At 72.2% G+C, this 20,948-nt stretch carries 21 protein-coding genes and 1 pseudogene; 11 read left to right on the top strand and 11 right to left on the bottom strand.

What is annotated here, in order from left to right:
* Positions 1-199 precede the first annotated feature (199 nt).
* Positions 200-637, bottom strand: a complete 438-nt coding sequence (locus ACFXAZ_RS09695) for a DUF4442 domain-containing protein (RefSeq protein WP_384587210.1) — start codon at positions 635-637, stop codon at positions 200-202.
* A gap of 135 nt (positions 638-772) precedes the next feature.
* Here ACFXAZ_RS09695 and ACFXAZ_RS09690 point away from each other — a divergent pair, with 135 nt between their 5' ends.
* Together ACFXAZ_RS09690 and ACFXAZ_RS09685 are read left to right on the top strand one after the other, a co-directional pair.
* Positions 773-1,828, top strand: a complete 1,056-nt coding sequence (locus ACFXAZ_RS09690) for a hypothetical protein (protein ID WP_384587107.1) — start codon at positions 773-775, stop codon at positions 1,826-1,828.
* Positions 1,829-1,930: 102 nt separating this feature from the next.
* Positions 1,931-3,385 carry an MFS transporter gene (locus ACFXAZ_RS09685; protein ID WP_384587105.1) on the top strand — a complete coding sequence of 485 codons (1,455 nt, stop codon included), beginning with the start codon at positions 1,931-1,933 and terminating at the stop codon, positions 3,383-3,385.
* On the opposite strand, the gene ACFXAZ_RS09680 is transcribed toward ACFXAZ_RS09685, so the two are convergent.
* The 3 genes from ACFXAZ_RS09680 to ACFXAZ_RS09670 all read right to left on the bottom strand — a co-directional run bounded on the left by ACFXAZ_RS09680 (position 3,347) and on the right by ACFXAZ_RS09670 (position 6,633).
* Positions 3,347-4,192 (bottom strand): spermidine synthase, encoded by an 846-nt coding sequence (locus ACFXAZ_RS09680; RefSeq protein ID WP_384587103.1) that lies wholly within the window; start codon positions 4,190-4,192, stop codon positions 3,347-3,349. The genes ACFXAZ_RS09685 and ACFXAZ_RS09680 overlap by 39 nt on opposite strands.
* Positions 4,193-4,398: 206 nt before the next feature.
* Positions 4,399-5,568 carry an elongation factor Tu gene (tuf, locus tag ACFXAZ_RS09675; RefSeq protein ID WP_384587101.1) on the bottom strand — a complete coding sequence of 390 codons (1,170 nt, stop codon included), beginning with the start codon at positions 5,566-5,568 and terminating at the stop codon, positions 4,399-4,401.
* A 330-nt stretch (positions 5,569-5,898) separates the two neighbouring features.
* Entirely contained in the window at positions 5,899-6,633 is a 735-nt protein-coding gene (locus ACFXAZ_RS09670) for a DNA alkylation repair protein (RefSeq protein WP_384587099.1), read from the bottom strand.
* A 49-nt stretch (positions 6,634-6,682) separates the two neighbouring features.
* On the opposite strand from ACFXAZ_RS09670, the gene ACFXAZ_RS09665 reads away from it, so the two are divergent.
* A complete protein-coding gene (locus tag ACFXAZ_RS09665) occupies positions 6,683-7,528 on the top strand; it encodes a TVP38/TMEM64 family protein (RefSeq protein WP_384587097.1) in 846 nt (281 codons plus the stop codon).
* Between the two features lie 11 nt (positions 7,529-7,539).
* On the opposite strand, the gene ACFXAZ_RS09660 is transcribed toward ACFXAZ_RS09665, so the two are convergent.
* On the bottom strand, positions 7,540-8,709 hold the full coding sequence (locus ACFXAZ_RS09660) for a thiolase family protein (protein WP_384587095.1): 1,170 nt from the start codon (positions 8,707-8,709) through the stop codon (positions 7,540-7,542).
* Between the two features lie 153 nt (positions 8,710-8,862).
* On the opposite strand from ACFXAZ_RS09660, the gene ACFXAZ_RS09655 reads away from it, so the two are divergent.
* Entirely contained in the window at positions 8,863-9,333 is a 471-nt protein-coding gene (locus ACFXAZ_RS09655) for a winged helix-turn-helix transcriptional regulator (RefSeq protein WP_384587093.1), read from the top strand.
* A gap of 196 nt (positions 9,334-9,529) precedes the next feature.
* The gene (locus tag ACFXAZ_RS09650; RefSeq protein WP_384587091.1) at positions 9,530-10,405 is read left to right on the top strand and encodes an undecaprenyl-diphosphate phosphatase; all 876 of its coding nucleotides are present in this window, start codon (positions 9,530-9,532) and stop codon (positions 10,403-10,405) included.
* A gap of 355 nt (positions 10,406-10,760) precedes the next feature.
* Here ACFXAZ_RS09650 and ACFXAZ_RS09645 read toward each other — a convergent pair whose 3' ends face one another.
* On the bottom strand, positions 10,761-11,693 hold the full coding sequence (locus ACFXAZ_RS09645; RefSeq protein WP_384587089.1) for an N-acetylmuramoyl-L-alanine amidase: 933 nt from the start codon (positions 11,691-11,693) through the stop codon (positions 10,761-10,763).
* Positions 11,694-12,103: 410 nt separating this feature from the next.
* Here ACFXAZ_RS09645 and ACFXAZ_RS09640 point away from each other — a divergent pair.
* Positions 12,104-12,178: pseudogene (locus ACFXAZ_RS09640) on the top strand (UDP pyrophosphate phosphatase); the annotation flags it as partial.
* A 64-nt stretch (positions 12,179-12,242) separates the two neighbouring features.
* On the opposite strand, the gene ACFXAZ_RS09635 reads toward ACFXAZ_RS09640, so the two are convergent.
* A complete protein-coding gene (locus tag ACFXAZ_RS09635) occupies positions 12,243-12,773 on the bottom strand; it encodes a hypothetical protein (RefSeq protein WP_384587208.1) in 531 nt (176 codons plus the stop codon).
* Positions 12,774-13,062: 289 nt separating this feature from the next.
* On the opposite strand from ACFXAZ_RS09635, the gene ACFXAZ_RS09630 reads away from it, so the two are divergent.
* The gene (locus tag ACFXAZ_RS09630) at positions 13,063-13,242 is read left to right on the top strand and encodes a hypothetical protein (RefSeq protein ID WP_384587087.1); all 180 of its coding nucleotides are present in this window, start codon (positions 13,063-13,065) and stop codon (positions 13,240-13,242) included.
* Between the two features lie 55 nt (positions 13,243-13,297).
* A complete protein-coding gene (locus ACFXAZ_RS09625; RefSeq protein WP_384587085.1) occupies positions 13,298-13,870 on the top strand; it encodes a chloramphenicol phosphotransferase CPT family protein in 573 nt (190 codons plus the stop codon).
* A 39-nt stretch (positions 13,871-13,909) separates the two neighbouring features.
* Here ACFXAZ_RS09625 and ACFXAZ_RS09620 read toward each other — a convergent pair whose 3' ends face one another.
* Complete coding sequence (locus ACFXAZ_RS09620) at positions 13,910-14,650, bottom strand: SDR family NAD(P)-dependent oxidoreductase (protein WP_384587083.1); 741 nt, start codon at positions 14,648-14,650, stop codon at positions 13,910-13,912.
* Positions 14,651-14,818: 168 nt separating this feature from the next.
* Entirely contained in the window at positions 14,819-15,505 is a 687-nt protein-coding gene (locus ACFXAZ_RS09615; protein ID WP_384587081.1) for a DUF4291 domain-containing protein, read from the bottom strand.
* A 111-nt stretch (positions 15,506-15,616) separates the two neighbouring features.
* Here ACFXAZ_RS09615 and ACFXAZ_RS09610 point away from each other — a divergent pair, with 111 nt between their 5' ends.
* Both ACFXAZ_RS09610 and lnt read left to right on the top strand, forming a co-directional pair.
* Positions 15,617-16,075: a nuclear transport factor 2 family protein gene (locus ACFXAZ_RS09610; protein WP_384587079.1), complete on the top strand. Its 459-nt coding sequence runs from the start codon at positions 15,617-15,619 to the stop codon at positions 16,073-16,075.
* Between the two features lie 81 nt (positions 16,076-16,156).
* Entirely contained in the window at positions 16,157-17,926 is a 1,770-nt protein-coding gene (gene lnt, locus ACFXAZ_RS09605; protein ID WP_384587077.1) for an apolipoprotein N-acyltransferase, read from the top strand.
* On the opposite strand, the gene ACFXAZ_RS09600 is transcribed toward lnt, so the two are convergent.
* Complete coding sequence (locus ACFXAZ_RS09600) at positions 17,844-18,755, bottom strand: Gfo/Idh/MocA family protein (protein ID WP_384587206.1); 912 nt, start codon at positions 18,753-18,755, stop codon at positions 17,844-17,846. The two genes, lnt and ACFXAZ_RS09600, sit on opposite strands and share 83 nt — an antisense overlap.
* Before the next feature lie 115 nt (positions 18,756-18,870).
* Positions 18,871-20,103: an FAD-dependent monooxygenase gene (locus ACFXAZ_RS09595; RefSeq protein WP_384587075.1), complete on the bottom strand. Its 1,233-nt coding sequence runs from the start codon at positions 20,101-20,103 to the stop codon at positions 18,871-18,873.
* A 130-nt stretch (positions 20,104-20,233) separates the two neighbouring features.
* Between ACFXAZ_RS09595 and ACFXAZ_RS09590 the strand changes: the two genes are divergently transcribed.
* Positions 20,234-20,884 carry a TetR/AcrR family transcriptional regulator gene (locus ACFXAZ_RS09590; protein WP_384587073.1) on the top strand — a complete coding sequence of 217 codons (651 nt, stop codon included), beginning with the start codon at positions 20,234-20,236 and terminating at the stop codon, positions 20,882-20,884.
* Positions 20,885-20,948: the final 64 nt, after the last annotated feature.

Below are 20,948 nucleotides of genomic sequence, written 5' to 3'. Positions count from 1 at the left end.
AGGGGGAAGGAGGGAAGGAGGGAAGGGGGCAAGAGAGGGGAGACAGGGGGCCGGGTCCACGCGCCCGGCCCGGACTGCGGCTCCACGCGAGCCCCGCCGCCTTCCCGACACCACCGGTGACGGCATCCGCGCGCCTGGAGGCACTCCGCGCCGTCTGCCACGGTGCCCCACCCCGAAAGCCGCCCGACCCACCGCATCTTCAGCTATTGGGCCGCAACGTCCAGACCACCGTCATCTCCGTCGTGACGGCACCGTCCTCGCGTCGGATGGCGACGACGACCGGGAACTCCGGGCGCCCGCCCCCGTCCAGCTCGGCGACGATCTCGGCGATCGGGCGCCCGAGGGTGGCGGTGGCCGTGACCGGACCTCGGGCGATCTTCCTGAAGTCGATCTCCGCGTGCACGGGCAGCGGCACGGCCCGCGCGAGTTGGTCGCCGAAGGCGGCCAGGACGAGGGCGCCGCTGGCGGACTCGCCGAGCGTGAACATCGCGCCCGCGTGCGGTCCGCCGACATGATTGCGGTACTCCTCCTGGTCCGGGAGGAGAAGCACCGCCTTCTCCGGGGTGGTCTCCAGGTAGGCCAGGTTCAGGGTGCGAACCATCGGCACGGTGGCGGCGAGCAACTCGCCGATCGACATCTGATCTGCGCTCATGACTTGATGTTACCCATGGGTAGCGATCGGGTGCCGCTCAGGCGCGTTCCTGGCATCGGTACCTTCCTGACAAAGGCCGGTGACCTCATCGTGTCCCGCCCCGCACTAGGGTTACGGCACATGTGGCCAGGACAGCAGCCGCCCGGGGGCGAGCAGAACCCGCAGGAGAACCACCCGCAGCAGCACAACCCGTACCAGCAGCCGGGGTACCAGCAGCCGAATCCGTATCAGCAGCCTGGTTATCAGCAGCCTGGTTATCAGCAAACCTCCTATGCACAGCAGCAGGCGCAGTGGACCGTGCCCACGCCGGTGAGCGGTCCGCAGCCGCCGTCGGGCGGCGGTGGCGGGAACCGGACCAAGCTGGTCGCCATCGTCGCGGCCACGGCCGTGGTGATCGCGGCCGGGGTCACCGGCTATCTGGTGCTGGGCGGCGACGGCGACGGCGACGGCACGAACGACTCCGCGGACCCCAAGCCCAGTCTGTCCACGACCGTGGAGGCACCCGAGTCACCCGGGTCGCCCGGGTCCCCGAGCAGCGCCGCGGAGAACCCGCGCGGCAACGAGACCGAGGAGCCGACCGTGCCCGGCTGGAAGGTCGTGGTGAACCCGAAGTGGGGCATCGCCTTCGACGTCCCGGCGGACTGGGAGGTGCAGTCGCCGACGCTGGCCATCGGCTTCGAGGAGTCGGACTCGGACGATCCGAAGCCGCTCATCACCATGTCCGCCACCGCGCTCTACAAGTCCAAGTGGTGCACGAGCGACGAGAACAAGGACGGCAACACCGAGGACACCTCGCTCGGCGCGGTCGGCACCAAGGGCGCGGACGGCGCGAAGAACACCGATGAGGTCGCGATCAACAACGTGTCCTGGTGGGTGTACGGCGGCTACACCCAGCCCGACCGCAAGAGCGTGCAGAGCCCCGAGAAGGCCGAGGCCTTCAGCACCGACTCCGGCATCAAGGGCTCCATCGCCTGGGCGCGCTCCACGAACACCCCGCAGACGGGCAAGTGCGCCAGCGACGGCAAGGCGCTCACCTTCGGCTTCAAGAACTCCAGCAACGACTTCGTCTCCTGGAACTTCTACGGCGCCAAGGGCGTGCAGGACGAGATCCCGGACGACACCGTCCTCCAGATCCTCAAGACCGTGCGGCTGCACGGCGAACCGACGGGCGGCTGACCCGCCCGCACGGGCCGACACGCTGACACTCCGCCAGTCCGACAGTCCGCCAGTCCGACAAGAGGTTTGGCAAGCGAGGGCCGGGCCAGCGATAGTCGGCCCGTGAAGAAGCCCCCCACCCGTCACCCGCCGTTCTCCCGCGCCCTCCCCCGCCGCCCGAACCGGCCCGCCTGGGCCGGCCGCAACTACAGCCTCCTCACCGGCGCGGCGTTCATCACCAGCCTCGGCAGCAACGGCGCGCTGATCGCCGCCGCGTTCGCCGTGCTGGAGTCGGGCGGCGACGGTGGTGACGTGGGGCTGGTGGCCGCCGCGCGTACCCTGCCGCTGGTGCTGTTCCTGCTGGTCGGCGGCGCGCTCGCGGACCGGCTGCCGCGGCACCGGGTGATGGTCACGGCGAACACCCTGAACTGTGTCTCGCAGGGGCTGTTCGCGCTGATGGTGCTCACCGGGCACGCCCAGTTGTGGCACATGATGCTGCTGTCCGCGCTCGGCGGCACCGGCCAGGCGTTCTTCAGCCCGGCGGCCGAGGGCATGCTGCTGTCCAGCGTGGACGCCCAGCACGCCAGCCGGGCGTTCGCGATGTTCCGGATGGCGATGCAGGGGGCGGCGCTCGGCGGGGCCGCGCTCGGCGGCGCGATGGTCGCCGTGCTCGGGCCGGGCTGGGTACTGGCGGCGGACGCGGCGGCGTTCGCGCTCGCCGGGGCGCTGCGCTGGTTCCTGGACGTCAGCCATATCCCGAAGCGCGAGCCGGGCGGCGGGCTGCTGTCCGATCTGCGCGAGGGCTGGCAGGAGTTCAGCGGACGGCCCTGGCTGTGGACCGTCGTCGTCCAGTTCTCGATCGCGAACGGGGTGATCGCCGCCGCCGACGCGGTCTACGGCCCGCTGGTCGCACGTGACCATCTGGGCGGGGCCGGTCCCTGGGGTCTGGCGCTCGGCTTCTTCGGCGCGGGAACGGTCGCCGGGGCGCTGCTGATGACCCGCTGGAAACCCCGTCGGCTGCTGCTCGCCGGTACCCTCGGCGTCTTCCCGCTGGCCCTGCCCGCGGCGGCGCTCGCCGTGCCGACGTCGGTGGAGGTGCTGTGCGCGGCGATGTTCCTGACCGGCGTCACGCTGGAGATCTTCGGCGTTTCGTGGATGACCGCGCTCCACCAGGAGATCCCGGAGCACAAGCTCTCCCGGGTCGCGGCCTACGACTGGTTCGGCTCGGTCTCCCTGGTGCCGCTGGCGACCGCGCTGACCGGCCCCGCCGAGTCGGCCTTCGGCAGATCGGGGGCCCTGTGGGGCAGCGCGGCCCTGGTCGTGATGGTCACGGCCCTGGTCCTGTGCGTACCGGACGTACGGAATCTGCGCCGCCGCAGCGAGCCGGTGACCACGTCGAAGACACCGGTCGGCAGCGAGTCGGTGGCTGCCGCGAAGACACCCTCCGGGAGCGAACCGGTGACCGCCACGAAGACACCATCCGGCAGTGAACCGGCGACCGCCACGATGACACCGGAGACCCCCGAAGGCTCCCCGGACTCAACCGACCCCGAAGGCCCCGTCCGGCGGCACGGGTGACGGTACGGCGTCCGCGTCCCCGACGGGCCGCGCGGCGCCGATGAAGTCCCGTACCGCGTCGCCGTGCTGGACCCGGGCCGGAAAGGCGTCGGCGGCCGTGCGCCGGGCCAGCGCCGCCGTGTCGACGGGCTGGTGGGAGGCGACGAACACGGCGTTCCCGAAGCGCCGCCCGCGCAGCACCCCCGGCTCGGCGATCAGCGCCAGCTCCGTGAACAGCGTGCCGAACGTGGCGAGTTGCGACCGCAGAAAGGCGAAGGGCGCCACGTCCGCGAGATTGGCGAGATAGACCCCGCGATCGGTGAGCACCCGGGCGACCTCACGGGCGTACTCGACGGACGTCAGATGCGCGGGCACCCGCGACCCGCCGAAGACATCGGCGACGAGCACCTCGGCCGATCCGCCGGGGGCGTTCTCCAGCCAGGCGCGGGCGTCGGCCGCGTGGAGGGTGATACCGGCGTCCTTGGGGAGCGGCAGATGCTCGGCCACCATCGCCAGCAGCCCCCGGTCGGCCTCCACCACCTGCTGGCGGCTGCCGGGCCGGGTCGCCGCCAGATAGCGGGGCAGGGTGAGCGCGCCCCCGCCGAGATGCACCACGTCGTACGGCCGCCCCGGCGCGTCCAGCACATCCAGCACATGCCCGAGCCGCCGCGCGTACTCGAACTCCAGATACGTCGGCTCGTCGAGATCGACATAGGACTGCGGAGCCCCGTCGACGGTGAGGAGCCAGGCGCGGGGCCGGTCTATGTCGGGCATGAGCCGGGCACTGCCGAGATCGGTGTCCCGCACCACGGGAAGGGCGTCGTCCACCCGTCCATTGTGAGCCCGGCACGATCCCGGCAACGCCGGGCGGGGCGGGAGACTACGCGACCGGCCACCGGCCACCCCGCAGTCCCCCAACCCCCTACCACCCTGAGAACCCAGCCACCCTGAGAACCCAGCCGCCCGCCGAACCCGGCCGCCCTCAGAGAGGAGCCGTCCCCAGCGCCCAGGCCGCGCTCAGCCCCCAAGCGCCCTCACAACAGCGCGGTCACGGTCCCCGCTCCCACGGTCCGCCCGCCCTCGCGGATGGCGAAGCCCAGCCCCGCCTCCAGCGGTACGTCCCGTCCCAGCTCCACGGTCATCGTCACCGTGTCGCCGGGCGCCGCGACGGCGGTCTCGCCGAGGTCGACATCCCCGACCACGTCCGCCGTGCGGATGTAGAACTGCGGCCGGTACCCGGTGGTGACCGCCGTCGTGCGCCCGCCCTCGCGGGCCGAGAGCACGTACACCCGAGCGGTGAACCGCCGGCTGGGCACCACGCTGCCCGGCGCGGCGACGACATGCCCGCGCCGCACCGCGTCCCGCGCGACCCCGCGCAGCAGCAGCGCCACATTGTCCCCGGCCTGCGCCTCCGCCATGGGCTTGCCGAAGGTCTCCAGGCCGGTGACGACGGACTCGACGCCGGCGCCGAGCACCTCGATACGGTCGCCGAGCCGGATGGTGCCGCGCTCGACGGCGCCGGTGACGACCGTGCCCCGGCCGGTGATGGTGAGCACGTTCTCCACGGGTAGCAGGAACGGCGCGTCCAGATACCGCTCGGGGATGGGCACATAGGTGTCCACCGCGTCGAGCAGCGCCTCGACGGAGGCCGCCCAGCGCGGGTCGCCCTCCAGCGCCTTGAGTCCGGAGACCCGTACGACGGGCACCGCGTCGCCCGGGTAGCCGTTGCGGGTGAGCAGGTCGCGGACCTCCAGCTCGACCAGGTCGGTCAGTTCCTCGTCGCCCGCGTCGGCCTTGTTCAGGGCGACGACGATGTGGTCGACGCCGACCTGCCGGGCGAGCAGGACGTGCTCGGCGGTCTGCGGCATGATCCCGTCGAGCGCGGACACGACGAGGATCGCCCCGTCGAGCTGGGCGGCGCCGGTGACCATATTTTTGATGTAGTCGGCGTGACCAGGCATGTCGACATGCGCGTAGTGCCGGGTGTCGGTCTCGTACTCGACGTGCGCGATGTTGATGGTGATGCCGCGGGCGGCCTCCTCCGGGGCGCGGTCGATGCGGTCGAAGGGCACGAAGGTGCCGGAGCCGCGCTCGGCGAGCACCTTGGTGATGGCGGCGGTGAGCGTGGTCTTGCCGTGGTCGACATGGCCCATGGTGCCGATGTTGAGATGCGGTTTGGTGCGGACGTACGCCGTCTTGGACATGACGATTCCTCGAAGCCTGAGAGAAGCCTGATGAGGGAGCAACGGGACCCCGGATTCCCACCGACCCTCCCCCTGCGGGGTCCGCCGGACGATCCGGGGAGGGTCAGCTTCGGGCGCCGTCGACTGCGGCCAGGAGGACCGGTACGGCAGCCTTCGGGGCATCCGCGACCGCGGATGCTGCGAGGAAGAAGGCGTACCGGAACATGACGCCGATCATCGCCGACGGCCCGCGCCACGTCGAACGATTTTCCCGGGCCCCGCACGGCTCCTGGGCGCCACGGGCCCTCGCGGCCCAGGGCGCCGCCGGACCCGCGCGGCTCCTGCTCCTGCCTACGCGCCCACGTTCTTCAGCGCCTCCCGCACCGACAGCGGCGCGAACCGGCCGCTTTCCCGGGCGAGGAAGGCCCGTACGGCGTCCGGGTCGGTCTTGGCGTACTCGCGCAGGGCCCAGCCGATGGCCTTGCGGATGAAGAAGTCGGGATGCCCGGACTGCCGCAGGCAGTAGCCGAAGAGCCGGTCGGCGTCGGTGTGTTCCTTGTAGCGCAGCTGATGCAGCAGGGCGGTGCGGGCGACCCAGAGGTCGTCGTCGGCGATCCAGCGGTCCATGTCGGCGGTGAGCGCGGGATCGGCGGCCACCAGGGCACCCACGACATGCGCGGCGAGCAGATCGACGGTGTCCCACCAGGAGCCGCTGGTGATGAGCCGCCGGGTCACCGGCAGGAACGCGGAGGAGCACCGGCCGGTGTGGCGGCGCAGGTAGTCGACGGCGAAGTACTGGTACTCGCGCTCGGGCAGTGCCCAGCAGCGCAGGGCGACGGCCGTGCAGTCGGCCTCGCCGGGGCGGGGCGTACCGGCGAGGACCGTCCGGGACAGGGTCCGCCGGACGGGGGTGGTCAGGCCGAGGAAGGGGGCGATGTCCTTCATGTACGCGCGCATGGACGCGGCCCGTTCCGGGTCGGCGGCGGCCGGGTAGGCGGTGGTGAGCCGGGCCAGCAGGGTGTCGGCCAGCGCGCTGTGCGGCACCCCGGCCGTCGCCCCGGCCGTTTCCTTTTCTGTGACGCCCATGAGACGAACCATACGGCGATCACACTTATCCGTCGGATACTGTCGCCGAATGCTCGATGCCACCACCCGCTCTGGGGGCACCGACACGGCCGCACCCCAGGCCGCGTCCTCCGCACTCGCGCACGCCGCTGCTCTCCCCGCCGGTGCCGTGCCCCCGCGCCCCGGACTCACCGCCCGCTGCACGAGGGCGCTGCTCTCGCCGTGGGCCCGGTTCTCACTGCTGGTCGCGCTGCTCGCCGGGGCGGCGTCGACCGTTCTGCTGTTCGAGCCGCAGCGGCTGCTCCAGGACGGCTGGCCACCCCAGCTCGGCGGTCTGCTGGCGGCGCTGGTCTTCGCCGGGGCGTACGGCGTCGTCACCGTGGCGTTCGTACCGCGCCCCCTGCTGAATCTGGCGGCGGGCGCGTTGTTCGGGTCGCAGGTCGGGATCGGTACGGCGGTGGCCGGGTCGGTGATCGGCGCCGGGATCGCCTTCGCCCTCGGCCGGTTCCTGGGGCAGGACGCGCTGCGCCCCCTGCTGCGCGGGCGGCTGCTCACCGCCGTCGACGGTCAGTTCAGCCGGCACGGCTTCCGCTCGGTGCTGGCGGTACGCCTCTTCCCGGGCACGCCCTTCTGGGCGGTGAACTACTGCGCCGCCGTCTCCCGGGTGGGCTGGTTCCCCTTCCTGCTCGCGACCGCGCTGGGCTCGATCCCGAACACGGCCGCGTACGTGGTCGCCGGGGCCCGTGCCTCGACCCCCACCTCGCCCGCCTTCCTGATCGCCCTCGCCTGCATCGCCGTACCGGGCCTGGCCGGAGCGGTGGTGGCCTGGCGCAAGCGCCACCACCTGCGGGGCCGCCCGGCGGCGAAGGACAGCGCGGCGGTCTGCCCGGCGGCGGACGACAGACAGGCTCCCTAGAGCTGTTCGCTCTAGACGGCCTCCAGGATCATCGCGTTGGCCAGCCCGCCCGCCTCGCACATGGTCTGGAGGCCGTAGCGCGCTCCGCGCCGGCGCATCGCGTGGACCAGCGTGGTGGTCAGCCGGGTGCCGCTGGCGCCCAGGGGGTGGCCCAGGGCGAGGGCGCCGCCGTTGACATTGACCTTGGCGAGATCGGCGCCGGTCTCCTGCTGCCAGGTCAGTACGACACTGGCGAACGCCTCGTTGACCTCGAACAGGTCGATGTCGGCGAGGTCGAGTCCGGCCCGGCGCAGCACCTTCTCGGTGGCCGGGATCACGCCCGTGAGCATCAGGAGCGGGTCGGAGCCGGTGACGGCGAAGCTGTGCAGCCGGGCGAGCGGACGCAGGCCGAGCCGGGCGGCGGTCTCGCCGGACATGATCAGGACGGCGGAGGCGCCGTCGCTCAGGGGGCTGGCGTTGCCCGCGGTGACGTGCCACTCGATCTGCGGGAAGCGTGCGGCGAAGGCGGGGTCGTGGTAGGCGGGCCGGAGCCCGGCGAGGGTCTCGGGCGTGGTGCCGGGGCGGACGGATTCGTCGCGGGTGACACCGTCCAGCGGAGTCACCTCGGCGTCGAAGCGGCCGGCGGCCCAGGCGGTGGCGGCCTTGTGGTGCGAGGCGAAGGCGAAGGCGTCCAGGCGCTCGCGGGTGAGGGACCACTTCGCGGCGATCAGCTCGGCGCTGATGCCCTGCGGGACCAGTCCCTCGGGGTAGCGGGCGGCCACACCGGGGCCGAAGGGGTCGGCGCCGGGCGGGACGTTCGACCACATCGGCACCCGGCTCATCGACTCCACGCCGCAGGCGACGACGATGTCGTAGGCGCCCGACAGCACGCCCTGGGCGGCGAAGTGCACGGCCTGCTGGGAGGAGCCGCACTGGCGGTCGACGGTGGTCGCGGGGACCGTCTCGGGGAAGCCCGCCGACAGGACGGCGTACCGGGTGGTGTTCATGGCCTGCTCGCCGACCTGGTCCACGGTCCCGCCGATGACGTCGTCGATGAGCGCCGGGTCGACGCCGGACCGCTCGACGAGGGTGCGCAGGGTGTGGGCGAGCAGTTCGACGGGGTGCACATGGGCGAGGGCGCCGCCCGGCCTGCCCTTGCCGATGGGGGTGCGTACGGCTTCGACGACGACTGCGTCCCGCATGGAGCGGCCTCCTTGGCGGCCGGGGGCACGACGGGCGCGGGCGGCCCGATCACCCGGCAGCCACCTCGACCAGCCCAACCCCCAATGAGTAGGAAATCCAAACCCACCCTAGCTCGGATGGTTGGAAAATCAAACCCTCAGTACACTGGGCCCATGGCCGCCCGAAAAGACGCTCGCCCCTGCTCGATCGCCGACACCCTGGCGCTGGTCGGCGAGAAGTACTCGCTGCTCGTCCTGCGGGAGGTGTGCCTCGGCAACGGCCGCTTCGACCAGCTCGTGCGCAACATCGGCGCCCCCCGCGACATCCTCGCCACCCGGCTGCGCCGCCTCCTGGACGCCGGGATCCTCACCAAGGAGGTCTACAGCGAGCGCCCGCAGCGCTTCGAGTACCGGCCGACGCGGGCCGGGCTCGAACTGGAACCGGTGCTGATGACCCTGATGGCCTGGGGCGACCGCCATCTCCGCCCGGACGACGACCGCCCGATGGTGATCGAGCACAGCTGCGGCCAGGAACTGGTCCCGCGGATCGTGTGCCAGGCGTGCGGGGAGCAGGTCCGCCACGAGGACCTGAGGGCCCACCCGCAGTCCCCGGGCTGGACGGTGACGGGCCCGACCGCCGCATAGGCATCGCCGGCCCCGGCCCTGACTCTCAACACCCAACTCCCGCACGGATCGCACCCGCTTCCCACCCACGAAGCCCCTGTGTCGGGGGCGGGCGCACGGGACGCTACGCTGCCTCCACCACACCCGATCACCCACATGGCCGTGCTCGGTGTGACCGTCGCCCGTTTCACGATCGGCACTTGGACTCCCAACTTCCATGTCTTGGTTCGAATCACTCATCCTCGGACTCGTCCAGGGGCTGACCGAATTCCTCCCCGTGTCCTCCAGCGCGCATCTGCGGCTGACCGCGGCCTTCTCCGGCTGGGAGGACCCGGGTGCCGCCTTCACGGCGATCACCCAGATCGGCACGGAGGCCGCGGTGCTGATCTACTTCCGCAAGGACATCGGGCGGATCGTGCTCGCCTGGTGCCGCTCGCTGTACAGCAAGGAATGGCGCCGGAACCACGACGCCCAGATGGGCTGGCTGGTGATCATCGGCTCGATCCCGATCGGCGTGCTCGGCGTGACGCTCAAGGACCAGATCGAGGGGCCGTTCCGTGATCTGCGGATCACGGCGACCATGCTGATCGTCGTCGGCATCATCATCGGCATCGCCGACCGGCTCGCGGCCCGCGACGAAACGGGCGGCCGGCACCGCGCCCCCAAGCAGCGCAAGGGCCTCCAGGACCTCAACGCCAAGGACGGCCTGATCTTCGGCCTCTGCCAGGCCTGCGCCCTCATCCCCGGCGTCTCCCGCTCCGGCGCGACCATCACCGGCGGCCTCTTCATGGGCTACAACCGCGAGGCCGCCGCCCGCTACTCCTTCCTCCTCGCCATCCCGGCGGTCCTGGCCTCGGGCCTGTTCGAACTCAACGACGCCATGAGCAGCGGGCATGTGACCTGGGGCCCGACGATCTTCGCGACGATCGTCGCCTTCGCCACGGGGTACGCCGTCATCGCGTGGTTCATGAAGTACATCAGCACCAAGTCCTTCATGCCGTTCGTCTGGTACCGCATCGCCCTCGGCGTCATCATCATCGTCCTGGTCATGGCAGGTGTACTGAGCCCGCACGCGGCGGAATCGGCGGGCTGAGAGAGGGCTTCGGCCGCCAGTTGAGGCCAGCGGCAGATTGCTGCTTCTCAGCTGTTTCCAGCGGCACTTTGGAGATGCTTTCCATGATCACCTCCCATCCCTCTCCCAGTTGATCTTTCGCTCTGCTCTTTGCACAGCAAAGCCGGGGCGGGTCTGTGTTGCCGCCAGGCCGCCGGTTCGATGCCGAGTCCGCCGTACCCGGCCCAGCCGAGGCCGACGACGATGAGGAAGGCGCGGCGGTGGGGCCACCGAGCCGCCGCGCCTCACATCGCACGCCCCGCGCCGGCGACGCCGGGTTCGTGACGTCCCGGATCCGGGCAGGCCGAGCCGGGACCTGAGATCGGGTCCTTTCGGGTCAGGCGACGACGGTGAAGCCGTACTTGTCGCCGAGCTTCTTGAGGGAGGTCATGCCGGGTATGCCGTCGGCCGCGGTCCCGGAGTAGCCGAGCTTGCGCTGCCAGGCGGCGTACGCGGCGACGGTCGTTGTGCCGTAGTGGCCGTCGCCGTACGTCTTGGCCAGCAGACCGGCGTTCACGAGCGCGGCCTCCACGGTGCGCACCCCGGCATACGTGACGGGAGTGCCCGTGGCCTTCGGGTTGGACTTGGCAGCGGCGACGAGCCGCGACAGATCCACGACCGGCTTCTTCGGCACCGGCCGCGGCTTCGGAGCGGGCGGCTTCGGCTTGCCCTCCAGCAGCCCGGCGACCCGCTCGCGCATCGACGCCATGGTGAAGCCGCGCGGGTCGATCTTCCCGGGCTGCCACTCCAGGTGCCCGATCACCGACCGCTCGTCCCAGTCGTGCTTCCGGCACAGTGCGGCCGACGCGCGGGCCATGGCGTCGAGTTGAACGGCGGGCCAGGGGTCCCTGCCGTCGCCGAGGTTCTCGCACTCGAAGCCGTAGAAGTACCGGTTGCCGTCGGTGTTCGTCTCGTTGTCCGCGGGCAGACCCTGCTCCGCGATGACCGCCTTCAGGACGTCGTCGTCCCCGAGCCCCGCGTGGTTCGCCCGGCCGTAGCCGACCACGTGGATGTGCCCGGCCTTGCAGATCACCCCGTGACACAGCGGTCCCGGCAGGGAGCTATGGCCCTGGCGGCAGATGGACACGGTGGTGTCGTGGCCCTTGGTCACGGTGTGATGGATCATCACCCCGTGCACCGGCCCCCACGGGCCCTTGCTGTTCCGGTTGTGCAGGGCGGGCGACCTGCCGTCGGTCTTCTCCTCGATGACCGTCAGACCCGCGCCCTTCAAGGCTGCGATGAACGCCGAATACGCGAGCGGTATAGCCATGCTCTTCCTTCTCTCTACGGTCGTCACGTCCACGAGCCCGGAGATCCGGACCCTGTGCACAAATGCCAGGAACCGACCGAGTCTAGGACAACGTTCCCTGCCGCCCACTCGCCCACCCCTGGAGCGCCGGCGCTCCCTTTGAAACCCCCCGGCTGTGTGCCGGTCAGGCCGTTCTTGTCTTGCCGCCGAGGGACGCGACGCCGGTGGTCGGGTCGAGGGTGTGCACGGCGCCGCCGCAGAGTGCCGCGACGGACTCGGCCTTGCCCTCGATCTGCCGGTGCCCGCGAGGATCTGGCGGCTGGCGGGTGGGGCGTCGAGGCTGACGATGCCGGGAGGCTGATGTTCCTCGCCCGGCCGGGTGCGTTGGTGAACTCTTCGTCGACCCGGTAGGTCCAGCCTGTGGGTTCGAAGCCCTCGGCATCGTCATCATCGTGCTGGTCCTGGCAGGTGCACTGAGCCCGCACGCGGCGGAATCGGCGGGCTGAGCCACTGCTCCCGAGCGCCTCCCGAGCTGCGCCCGGCCGCCGATGGCGCTTCCCGACCGTCCGGTCAGACCGTCGGGGACAACCCCGCCGCCCACGACGCCAGCGTCTCGAAGTCCGGCTTCAGCAGGCCGAGTCGTGGGCTCACGTGGTGCAGGAGGGCCGGGGCGTCGTGGTGGTTGGCGACGAACCGCCGGTCCACGTCATCGATGTCGTCGTCGATCCACGCGAACGCCCGCCCCCGCGCCCACGCCACCACGTGCCGGGTCTTCCAGAACGTGGGGTCGTCGGACGTCCGGTCCCGGGCCGCGCCCTGTGGCCACTCGATGACCGGCAGGGACTCCAGGCCGATCTGCGGGGCTATCCACTTGTTGGCCTCCGCCGCCCAGGTGGTGCACCAGACCAGGTCGAAGGGCAGTGCCCGCAGGGCGGGACCGTGGCTCGGGTTGAGCCACACCCGCAGCGGCTTCTGCCACGACTGCTCCCAGCCGGTGGGGCGCATGCGATGGGTCAGATAGCCCTCCGGCCGCCGGAACGGCTTCGCGGCGTACGGGTTGAGCGGGCCGTCGACGTCGATGAGGAGGAGAGGACGGGTCATCATCTGGCGGCATCCCTCGGTGGTAGGGGCGTTCGAATCGCTGAGCCGGACTGGGCGTCAACGATGCCCCAAAGCAGCCTCGCACTCACGTTCCCCCACGCCCGCACCATGTCGTTCATGCCGTTCGCCCGGACCCGCGTCCCCCTCGGCGTAGTCATCTTCATGCTGGCCATCGCGGGTGTCGGCAGGGCACGCGCGGCCGGACCGGCGGGCCGATCCTGGCCAGTTGCCGCCCATCGCCGTAGCCGGCCGGTAGCGCAGTGTCAGTTCTTGCCCCTAGGCTTGCCGCATGTTCCGAGATTCCGTGCCCTTTGGTTCCGCGCGGTCCGCCGCCGAGGTGAACGAAAAGATCCGGGCGCTGTGGCTGCGCGCGGGCGGTTCTCTGTCCACCCAGGAGCGCGCGGAGTACGAGCTGCTGGTGGTCGAGTGGGCGGCGGCGGTGCGGGGCGACATCGTCGAAGCGGCGTGATCACCGGCATCGACGGCGGCATCCGCACCGGCCCTGCCATGACACGATCCACGCCATGGAGCATCTCGCCGACGCCCCGGCCCGCCAAGGCCTGATCATCTTCCTGAACGGCACCACCAGTTCGGGCAAATCAGCCATCGCCACAGAGCTGCTGCGGATCCTGGACGAGCCGTACTTCCATCTCCCCGTGGACGCCTTCCACGCGCTGCGCTCCCCCGTCCCGGTGCCGCCCGACGCGTTGGACACGCTGCTGCACCGCACCTGGCGTGGCTACCACCGCGCGGTCGCGGGCATGGCCGCGGCCGGCAATCACGTGGTCATGGACCATGTGCTCAGCGCGAAATGGCGGCTGGAGGACTGCCTCGCCCTCTTCGCCCCGCGCGATGTGGTCCTCGTCGGCGTGCACTGCCCGCTCCCGGAACTGGAACGCCGTGAACGCCTGCGCGGCGACCGGCCGACCGGTCTCGCCGCCCGCCAGCTCCCCCACGTACACGCCCACGGCGTCTACGACATCGAATGCGACACCAGTACGACGGATGCGGCGGCCTGCGCCCGTCGTATCAAGGAATTCCTGCCGCACCGGCCCACCCCGACCGCGTTCGAACGGCTGAGCAGCGGCCAAGCCTGACGCCGGACACGGCACCCAGCACTCCGCCTCGGATGCCGCTCAGCGTCCCCCCGACACCCTCAGCACCGCGCCGGTCGTGAACGAGGCGTCCGGGGACAGCAGCCAGGCGATGGCCGCCGCGATCTCGCCGGGGTCGCCGGGCCGGCGCAACGGCGTCGTCGCCGCCATCCGCTCCGCCCGGCCGGGATCGCCCATCGCCGCGTGCATCCCGGTGTCGATCACCCCGGGCGCCACGGCGTTGACCCGCACCCCGTCGGGCCCGAGTTCCTTGGCCAGGCCCAGCGTCAGCGCGTCGACGGCCGCTTTGGTGGCCGCGTAGTGCACATACTCCCCGGGGCTGCCGATCGTCGCGGCGGCGGACGACACATTGACGATCGCCCCGCCGCCCCGACCGGTCATCAGCTGGGCCGCGCGGCGCGAACACAGCAGCGTGCCCAGCAGATTGACGTCCACGACCCGCCGCAGATCCGCCGGGTCCGCGTCCGCGAGACGTCCCAGCGGCCCGGTCACCGCCGCGTTGTTCACCAGCCCGGTGACCGGCCCGGCCTGCGCCTCCGCGATCTCGAACAGCCGCGCGACCTCGCCCTCGACCGAGGTGTCGACCCGTACGGTCACACCCCGCCGCCCGGCCGCCCGTACCCCGTCGGCCACCCCTTGCGCGGCCTGCTCGTCACGGACGTACCCGACCACCACGTCATGTCCGTCGGCGGCGAGCCGCAGACAGGTGGCGGCGCCGATCCCCCGGCTGCCGCCGGTGACGACGGTGACGGGCCGAACCATCCGGGCCTCCCCGACCATTCCTGACCTCCCTGAACCATTCCTGAACCCGAGCCGTTCTCCGGTTCTCGCCAGCCGTTCTCCGGATTCCCCGACCGTTCTCCGGATTCCGCCAGCCGTCCTACCGGCCCGTCGGCCGTTCTCCGGATCCCCCGCTGATCGTGATCGAGCCTACGGCCGGACATGCGCCGGTAGATCGTCCGGCAGCGGATACGGCCGCTCCGGCGGCAGCAGTTCCGTCGCGCGGCCGAGATCACCGGCCCGCACCAGCGCGTGGACCTCCGCGGCCAGCGGCGTCACGTCCTCGATGCCGACGATCCACTCGTCCGCGTACCGGCCCGCCGCCTCCCCCGCGAGTCCGAGTTGCAGGGACCGGTACGGCAGCGGACTGAATCTCAGATCGCGCTCCGGGTCCCACTGCACCCGCGTGGACGCCCGCCGAAGCTGCTCCTTCCAGGCGGCCCGGTCGCCGTGCAGGTCGGGGACGTAGTGCGAGAGGCAGGAGTGGCGCAGCGCCCACAGGAAGCCCTCGCGGGTGATCTCGACGGCCAGGACCGTCTCCTGGTCCGCCTTGGTGCCCCAGCCGCAGCGGTACATCATCCAGCGGAAGGACGGCTTGATCCAGGTCATGCGGTCCCGCTTCCAGTGGGCCGGGAAGCGGCCGGTGCGGGCGGCGGGGACGCCGATACTGCGGTGGTACGCCTGGTACACGGTGAGCGTGGACTCGGTGTACCGGGCCCGGACCCGGAAACGGGGCTCGGCACGAACCGCTTCGTCGGGCACCGGCTCGTCGTCGGCCGGTGCGCTGGTCGGTATCCGGGCAGTCGGTATCCGGACCGTCTGTGGCTGATCGTTCATGTCCGTAAGCCTCCGGCCTACCGTCGATCTTCGGCCACCGAATATCGACACGTCCGGCGAATGTCCTGCGCAGCCCTTGGCTGTGCACTCCTGATGTTCAACACTGATCGTGTGACGCAGCGTGTGGAGCTTGCGACGGTGCTGGATCGGCTGGCCGTGGACGGACTGATCACCGATTACGCGGTGACGGTCGACGACGGCGACTGGGAGGGGTACCGAGAGCTGTTCACCGCAGACGGGCGGGCCGACTACACCTCGGCGGGCGGGATCGAGGGCGAGGCGGGCGCGGTGGCCGATTGGCTCGCGGAGAGTCTGCGGGGGTTTCCGGCGCGGCAGCATCTGATCGTCAACCGGCGGGTGCGGTTCGAGGTCCTGGAGCGGGACACCGGTGACGTCGCCCGGGTGCAGGCCGACTATGTCAATCCGATGGCCACCGCGGGCGCCGACGGCGGTTCCGCCGTGCCCGACTTCGTGTGCGGCGGGCGGTACGCGTTCGGACTCGTGCGCACGGCCGACGGGTGGCGGCTGCGGCATGTCGCCGTACGGGAGAAGTGGCGGCGGCTGCCCTGACCCTGCGCCGGCACCGTCGGCACCCGCTGTACCCGGATCGGCGACGCCGCCACACTGGACGCATCCGTGGGAAGGCGTCGTATGAAGTCGTGGGACCACTGGCTCACCTCCCCCTGGCGCCGCTCGGTCGTCGCGGCGGGCGCGGGCGCGCTGCCGCTGGTGACGTTCCCGGCGCCGTCACTGTGGTGGTGCGCGCCGGTCGCGCTGGTGCCGTGGGTCCTGCTGGCGCGCGGGGCGGTCAGCGGGCGGCGGGCGCTGTACGACGGCTGGTGCGGGGGCTTCGGCTTCGTACTGGGCGTACATCACTGGCTGCTGCCGAATCTGCATGTCTTTACGTTCGTCATCGCGGCGCTGCTCGGTGCCCTGTGGGCGCCCTGGGGGTGGCTGGTGCGCCGGTTCCTCGGCGGGCCGCCCTCGCCGGGGCGGGTCGGCGCCGCGCTGCTGGTGCTGCCATCGGGCTGGCTGGCCGTGGAGTTGGTCCGGTCCTGGCAGGCGCTGGGCGGGCCGTGGGGCATGCTCGGGGCGAGTCAGTGGCAGGTGGCTCCGGCGCTGCGGCTGGCCTCGGTCGGCGGGGTGTGGCTGCTGAGCTTCCTGCTGGTGGCGGTCAATGTGGCGGTCGCGGCGTTGGTGGTAGTGGTGCGGGCACGCGGGGCGTCCGCGGTGACCGGCGGCCACGTACCCGCGGCGACGGGTCCGGTGACGGCAGCCGGCAGCCGAGTACCGGCGACGACCGGTCCCATGGCGGTGACCGGAAACCAGGAATCGGCGACAACCGGCAGCCAGGCGCCGGCGACAACTGGCCCGGTGGCACTGACGGGCGGCCGGGCACCCGCGGTGGCCGGTCTGGTCGCGGTCGCCGGGCTGTTGGCCACCGCCGCCGCCACCTCCCTGGCGTGGGTGTGGGCGCCGCGCCCCGAGGTGGGTGAACGGGTCGCCGTGGCCGTCGTACAGCCGGGGATCGTGGAGGGGGCCGACAGCGGTGACCGGCGCTTCGAGCGGGAGGAGCGGCTGACGCGTGAGCTGGCCGGGCGCGGCGTGGAGCTGATCGTGTGGGGCGAGTCCAGTGTCGGGTTCGATCTGAACGAGCGGCCCGATCTGGCGGCGCGGATCGCCGCGCTGTCGCGGGAGACGGGCGCGGAGATCCTGGTGAACGTGGACGCGCGGCGGTTCGACCGGGCCGGTATCCACAAGAGTTCGGTGCTGGTGGGGCCGCAGGGGCTGACCGGGGACCGGTACGACAAGATGCGGCTGGTGCCGTTCGGTGAGTATGTCCCGGCGCGTTCGCTGCTGGGCTGGGCGACCTCGGTCGGCGAGGCCGCGGGCGAGGATCGTGAGCGGGGCACCCGGCAGGTGGTGATGGACGTCGGCGGCGGGCCGCGGATCGGGCCGATGGTCTGCTTCGAGTCGGCGTTCCCCGACATGAGCCGGTCGCTGGCGCGGGACGGGGCCCAGGTGCTGGTCGCGCAGTCGGCGACATCGACGTTCCAGCGGAGCTGGGCGCCGGAGCAGCATGCCTCGCTGGCCGCACTGCGTGCCGCCGAGACCGGGCGGCCGATGGTGCACGCCACGCTGACCGGCGTCTCCGCGGTCCACGGCCCGGACGGCGAGCGGGTCGGCGCCCGGCTGGGCACGGCGGCGAGCGCGACGGGGGTGTACGAGGTGCCGCTGGCGGACGGGGTCACCCCATATGTGCGGTACGGCGCCTGGCCGGTGTGGGTGGCGCTGCTGGTGCTGGCCGGGCTGGGGCTGACGGAGGGGCTGCGGAGGGTCAGGCCGCGGCGGGACCGTCCTGCACCGCGCGCACCACTCGCTCGCACAGCTCGTGGGTGGCGAGCGCGTCCCGGGCGCTGAGCACCTTCCCGGCCCGTACGGCGTCCAGGAAGGTGAGGGCCGCCTGTTCGATGCCGCGCTGCCGGGCCACCGGCACCCAGTCGCCGCGCCGCCGCACGGTGGGCTGCCCCTTGTGGTCGATGACCTCGGCGATGTTGAGCACCTGGCGCTTGGTGTCCTGCCCGGAGACCTCCAGGATCTCCCCGGTGGAGCCGCTGAGCCGGTTCATCAGGCCGAGCGCGGTGAAGCCGTCCCCGGCGAGCTGGAGCACCACGTGGTGCAACAGCCCGTCCACCACCCGCGCCCGCACGCTGACGTCGTCCACCCGGCCGGGTACCAGGAAGCGCAGGGTGTCCACGACGTGGATGAAGTCGTCCAGGATCATCGCGCGGGGTTCCTCCGGCAGCCCGACGCGGTTCTTCTGCATCACGATCAGCTCGCGCGGATGGTCGGCGCACTGCGCGTAGGCCGGGGCGTACCGCCGGTTGAAGCCGACCGCGAGGCTCACCCCGCGTTCCTCGGCGAGCGCCACCAGCCGCTCGGAACCGGCGAGTTCGTACGCGAGCGGCTTGTCGACGTACGTGGGGACGCCAGCCTCCAGCAGCCGGGCGACGATCTCGGGGTGCACGGCGGTCGGCGCGTGCACGAAGGCCGCGTCGAGGTTCTGCGCGAGCAGTGCGTCGAGCGTGGTGTGGCGCTGCCCGGCGGGGAGGTGGAGGCCGTCGGCGACCCGGTGGAGGGTGGCGGGGGTACGGGTCTGGAGGTGCAGTTCGATGTCGGGCCTGCTGCCGAGCACCGGCAGATACGCCTTCTGCGCGATGTCACCGAGTCCGATGCAGCCGACCTTCACGCCATCTCCCCGCTCTTCGGTCCCTGGGACGCCCTGGTTGTCCTTGGGACGCTTCTTCGGTCCTCTGGACGCCACGTCAGTCCTCAGGACGCCCCATCAGTCCCTGGGGCGCCCGTCAGTCCTCGGGGCGCTCGCCCGCCCCGGTCTGCTCGGAGCATACGGTGTCGTCCGCGCCCGGCTCCGCCCGCCTGTGCGATTCCCTCGGCGGGTGCCAGTCGGCGATCCCGTCGAAGCCCTTCAGGAACAGCGTGGGCCCGGCCTTCGACAGCGCCGCGACCGCCGTGTTCCGTACGACGATGGCGGCCCGGTTGGCCGTCAGGTTGAGCCGCGCCACGCGCACCGCCTGGCGGGCGATCCGGGTCGTACGGGGCAGCCGCGCGGCCGAGTAGGCGGCGAGGTCGGTGTGGTGGTGGGCGAGGACGATCGCGTCCTCGATGGCCTGGTTGCCGCCCTGGCCGAGGTTGGGCGGCATGGCGTGCGCGGCGTCGCCGAGCAGGGCGGCCCGGCCCCGGTGATAGGCGGGCAGCGGCTCGGCGAGGTGATGGACGTCGTGGCGCAGTACGTCCCCGGGCCGGGCGGCGGCCAGCACGGCAGGGACGGGGTCGTGCCATTCGCCATATCGGCGCAGCAGTTCGGCGCGTTCATCGGGGGCGCGCTGACCGGCCGGGGCGAGGGCGGCGGCGTACGCGTAGACCCGGCCGTCCTTGAGCGGGTGGGTGCCCCAGATGCGGCCCCGGCCCCAGGTCTCGTGCGAGGCGAACGACGCGCCGGGCACCGGGATGGTGACCCGCCAGGTGGTGAAGCCGGAGTAGACGGTTCCGGGGTGGGCGGGGAAGAGGGCGTGCCGTACGGCGGAGTGGATGCCGTCGGCGCCCACCACCAGGTCGGCGGTGAGGGTGCCGTCGGCGGTGCGGACCTGGGCGGGGCGGGTCCGGTCGCCGGGGTCGCCGGGGTCGGTGACGGTCGCCTCGGCGCAGGTGCGGATCGTGCCGTCGGGCAGGCGGGCGGCGAGGGCCGCGATGAGGGTGGCGCGGGGCAGCAGCACGAGCGGTCCCCCGAACCGCTCGGCCACCGCGGTGGCGTCGGTCCGCGCGAGCCAGCGCCCGCCGGGGGTGCGCAGGCCGCCGTCGCCCTGCCAGGCGGCCAGGGCGCGGATCTCGTCGCCGAGTCCGATGACGTCCAGGGCGCGCAGGGCGTTGGGGGCGAGGGAGATCGCGGCGCCGACCGGTTCCAGCGAGGGGGCACGCTCCAGGACGGTGACGCGCACGCCGCGCCGGTGCAGGGCCACGGCGGCGGTCAGTCCGCCGATCCCGCCGCCGATGACCACGGCCGTCGTCGTCTCCCGCATGGCTCCTCCTCCGACACCGACCCGCTCGCTTCACCCACACCGACAGTCACTACGGGTGTAGTGACTTCTCCAGTCGTGACTGTACTACAGGCGTAGTGAGGGGGGTAGATCGCCGGGTAGATTGGCCCCCATGCCCGAACGTCCCGCCAGCGCCCCCACCAGCACCTCCGGCACACCCAGCACGTCCAGCACGCCCGGCGCCCCCGGCGTCGCCAGCCGTGCCGAGCTGGTCGCCGACACCGCCATCGCGCTGCTCGCGGAGCGCGGGATGCGCGGGCTGACCCATCGCGCGGTGGACGAGGCCGCGGGGCTGCCGCAGGGCTCCACCTCGAACGTGGCCCGTACCCGCCAGGCCCTGCTGGAGCTGGCGGTACGCAGGCACGCCGAGCGGGAGACCCAGGTACTGGCGCTCGGCGAGATGCCGGACCCGCGCGGCGGCCCCGACTCGCTGGTGAACGGGCTGGCCCTGGCCGTCCACCGCTCCCTCACCGACCATCGCGAGCTGCTGATCTCCCGCTACGAACTCGCCCTGGAGGCGACCCGGCGCCCCGAGCTGCGCGCCTACTACGACGCGACCGGCGCCGTCTTCCGCGCCCAGCTGGCCGAGCTGGTGTCGGCGATGGGCTCGACCGCTCCCGACCGGCACGCGCTGTCGCTGGTCGCCTGGACGGACGGGCTGATGTTCTCGTGCGCCGCGGGGTCGTTCAGCGCGCAGGTGCCGGGGCTGGCGGAGGTGCGGGCGGGGCTGCGCGAGTTGGTGACGGGGATGCTGGGCGAGTGACGCCCCCGGCGGGCACCGGCCGGAGCCCGGCGCCGGGAGACCTGGCGGATGCCCCTTCCCGCAG

It is taken from the genome of Streptomyces sp. NPDC059477 (assembly GCF_042749375.1).
GTDB lineage: Bacteria > Actinomycetota > Actinomycetes > Streptomycetales > Streptomycetaceae > Streptomyces.
This window is presented reverse-complemented; position numbering and strand designations above follow the sequence as displayed.

Bases quoted from the DNA above. Each gene is read 5' to 3' on its own strand.
- ACFXAZ_RS09590 (WP_384587073.1), top strand. From the start codon at position 20,234: ATGCCCGAACGTCCCGCCAGCGCCCCCACCAGCACCTCCGGCACACCC.
- ACFXAZ_RS09670 (WP_384587099.1), bottom strand. From the start codon at position 6,633: ATGGGCGTCACAGAAAAGGAAACGGCCGGGGCGACGGCCGGGGTGCCG.
- ACFXAZ_RS09635 (WP_384587208.1), bottom strand. From the start codon at position 12,773: ATGACCCGTCCTCTCCTCCTCATCGACGTCGACGGCCCGCTCAACCCG.
- ACFXAZ_RS09655 (WP_384587093.1), top strand. From the start codon at position 8,863: ATGGCCGCCCGAAAAGACGCTCGCCCCTGCTCGATCGCCGACACCCTG.
- ACFXAZ_RS09690 (WP_384587107.1), top strand. From the start codon at position 773: ATGTGGCCAGGACAGCAGCCGCCCGGGGGCGAGCAGAACCCGCAGGAG.
- ACFXAZ_RS09620 (WP_384587083.1), bottom strand. From the start codon at position 14,650: ATGGTTCGGCCCGTCACCGTCGTCACCGGCGGCAGCCGGGGGATCGGC.
- ACFXAZ_RS09665 (WP_384587097.1), top strand. From the start codon at position 6,683: ATGCTCGATGCCACCACCCGCTCTGGGGGCACCGACACGGCCGCACCC.
- ACFXAZ_RS09650 (WP_384587091.1), top strand. From the start codon at position 9,530: ATGTCTTGGTTCGAATCACTCATCCTCGGACTCGTCCAGGGGCTGACC.
- ACFXAZ_RS09630 (WP_384587087.1), top strand. From the start codon at position 13,063: ATGTTCCGAGATTCCGTGCCCTTTGGTTCCGCGCGGTCCGCCGCCGAG.
- ACFXAZ_RS09595 (WP_384587075.1), bottom strand. From the start codon at position 20,103: ATGCGGGAGACGACGACGGCCGTGGTCATCGGCGGCGGGATCGGCGGA.
- tuf (WP_384587101.1), bottom strand. From the start codon at position 5,568: ATGTCCAAGACGGCGTACGTCCGCACCAAACCGCATCTCAACATCGGC.
- lnt (WP_384587077.1), top strand. From the start codon at position 16,157: ATGAAGTCGTGGGACCACTGGCTCACCTCCCCCTGGCGCCGCTCGGTC.
- ACFXAZ_RS09645 (WP_384587089.1), bottom strand. From the start codon at position 11,693: ATGGCTATACCGCTCGCGTATTCGGCGTTCATCGCAGCCTTGAAGGGC.
- ACFXAZ_RS09615 (WP_384587081.1), bottom strand. From the start codon at position 15,505: ATGAACGATCAGCCACAGACGGTCCGGATACCGACTGCCCGGATACCG.
- ACFXAZ_RS09695 (WP_384587210.1), bottom strand. From the start codon at position 637: ATGTCGATCGGCGAGTTGCTCGCCGCCACCGTGCCGATGGTTCGCACC.
- ACFXAZ_RS09660 (WP_384587095.1), bottom strand. From the start codon at position 8,709: ATGCGGGACGCAGTCGTCGTCGAAGCCGTACGCACCCCCATCGGCAAG.
- ACFXAZ_RS09625 (WP_384587085.1), top strand. From the start codon at position 13,298: ATGGAGCATCTCGCCGACGCCCCGGCCCGCCAAGGCCTGATCATCTTC.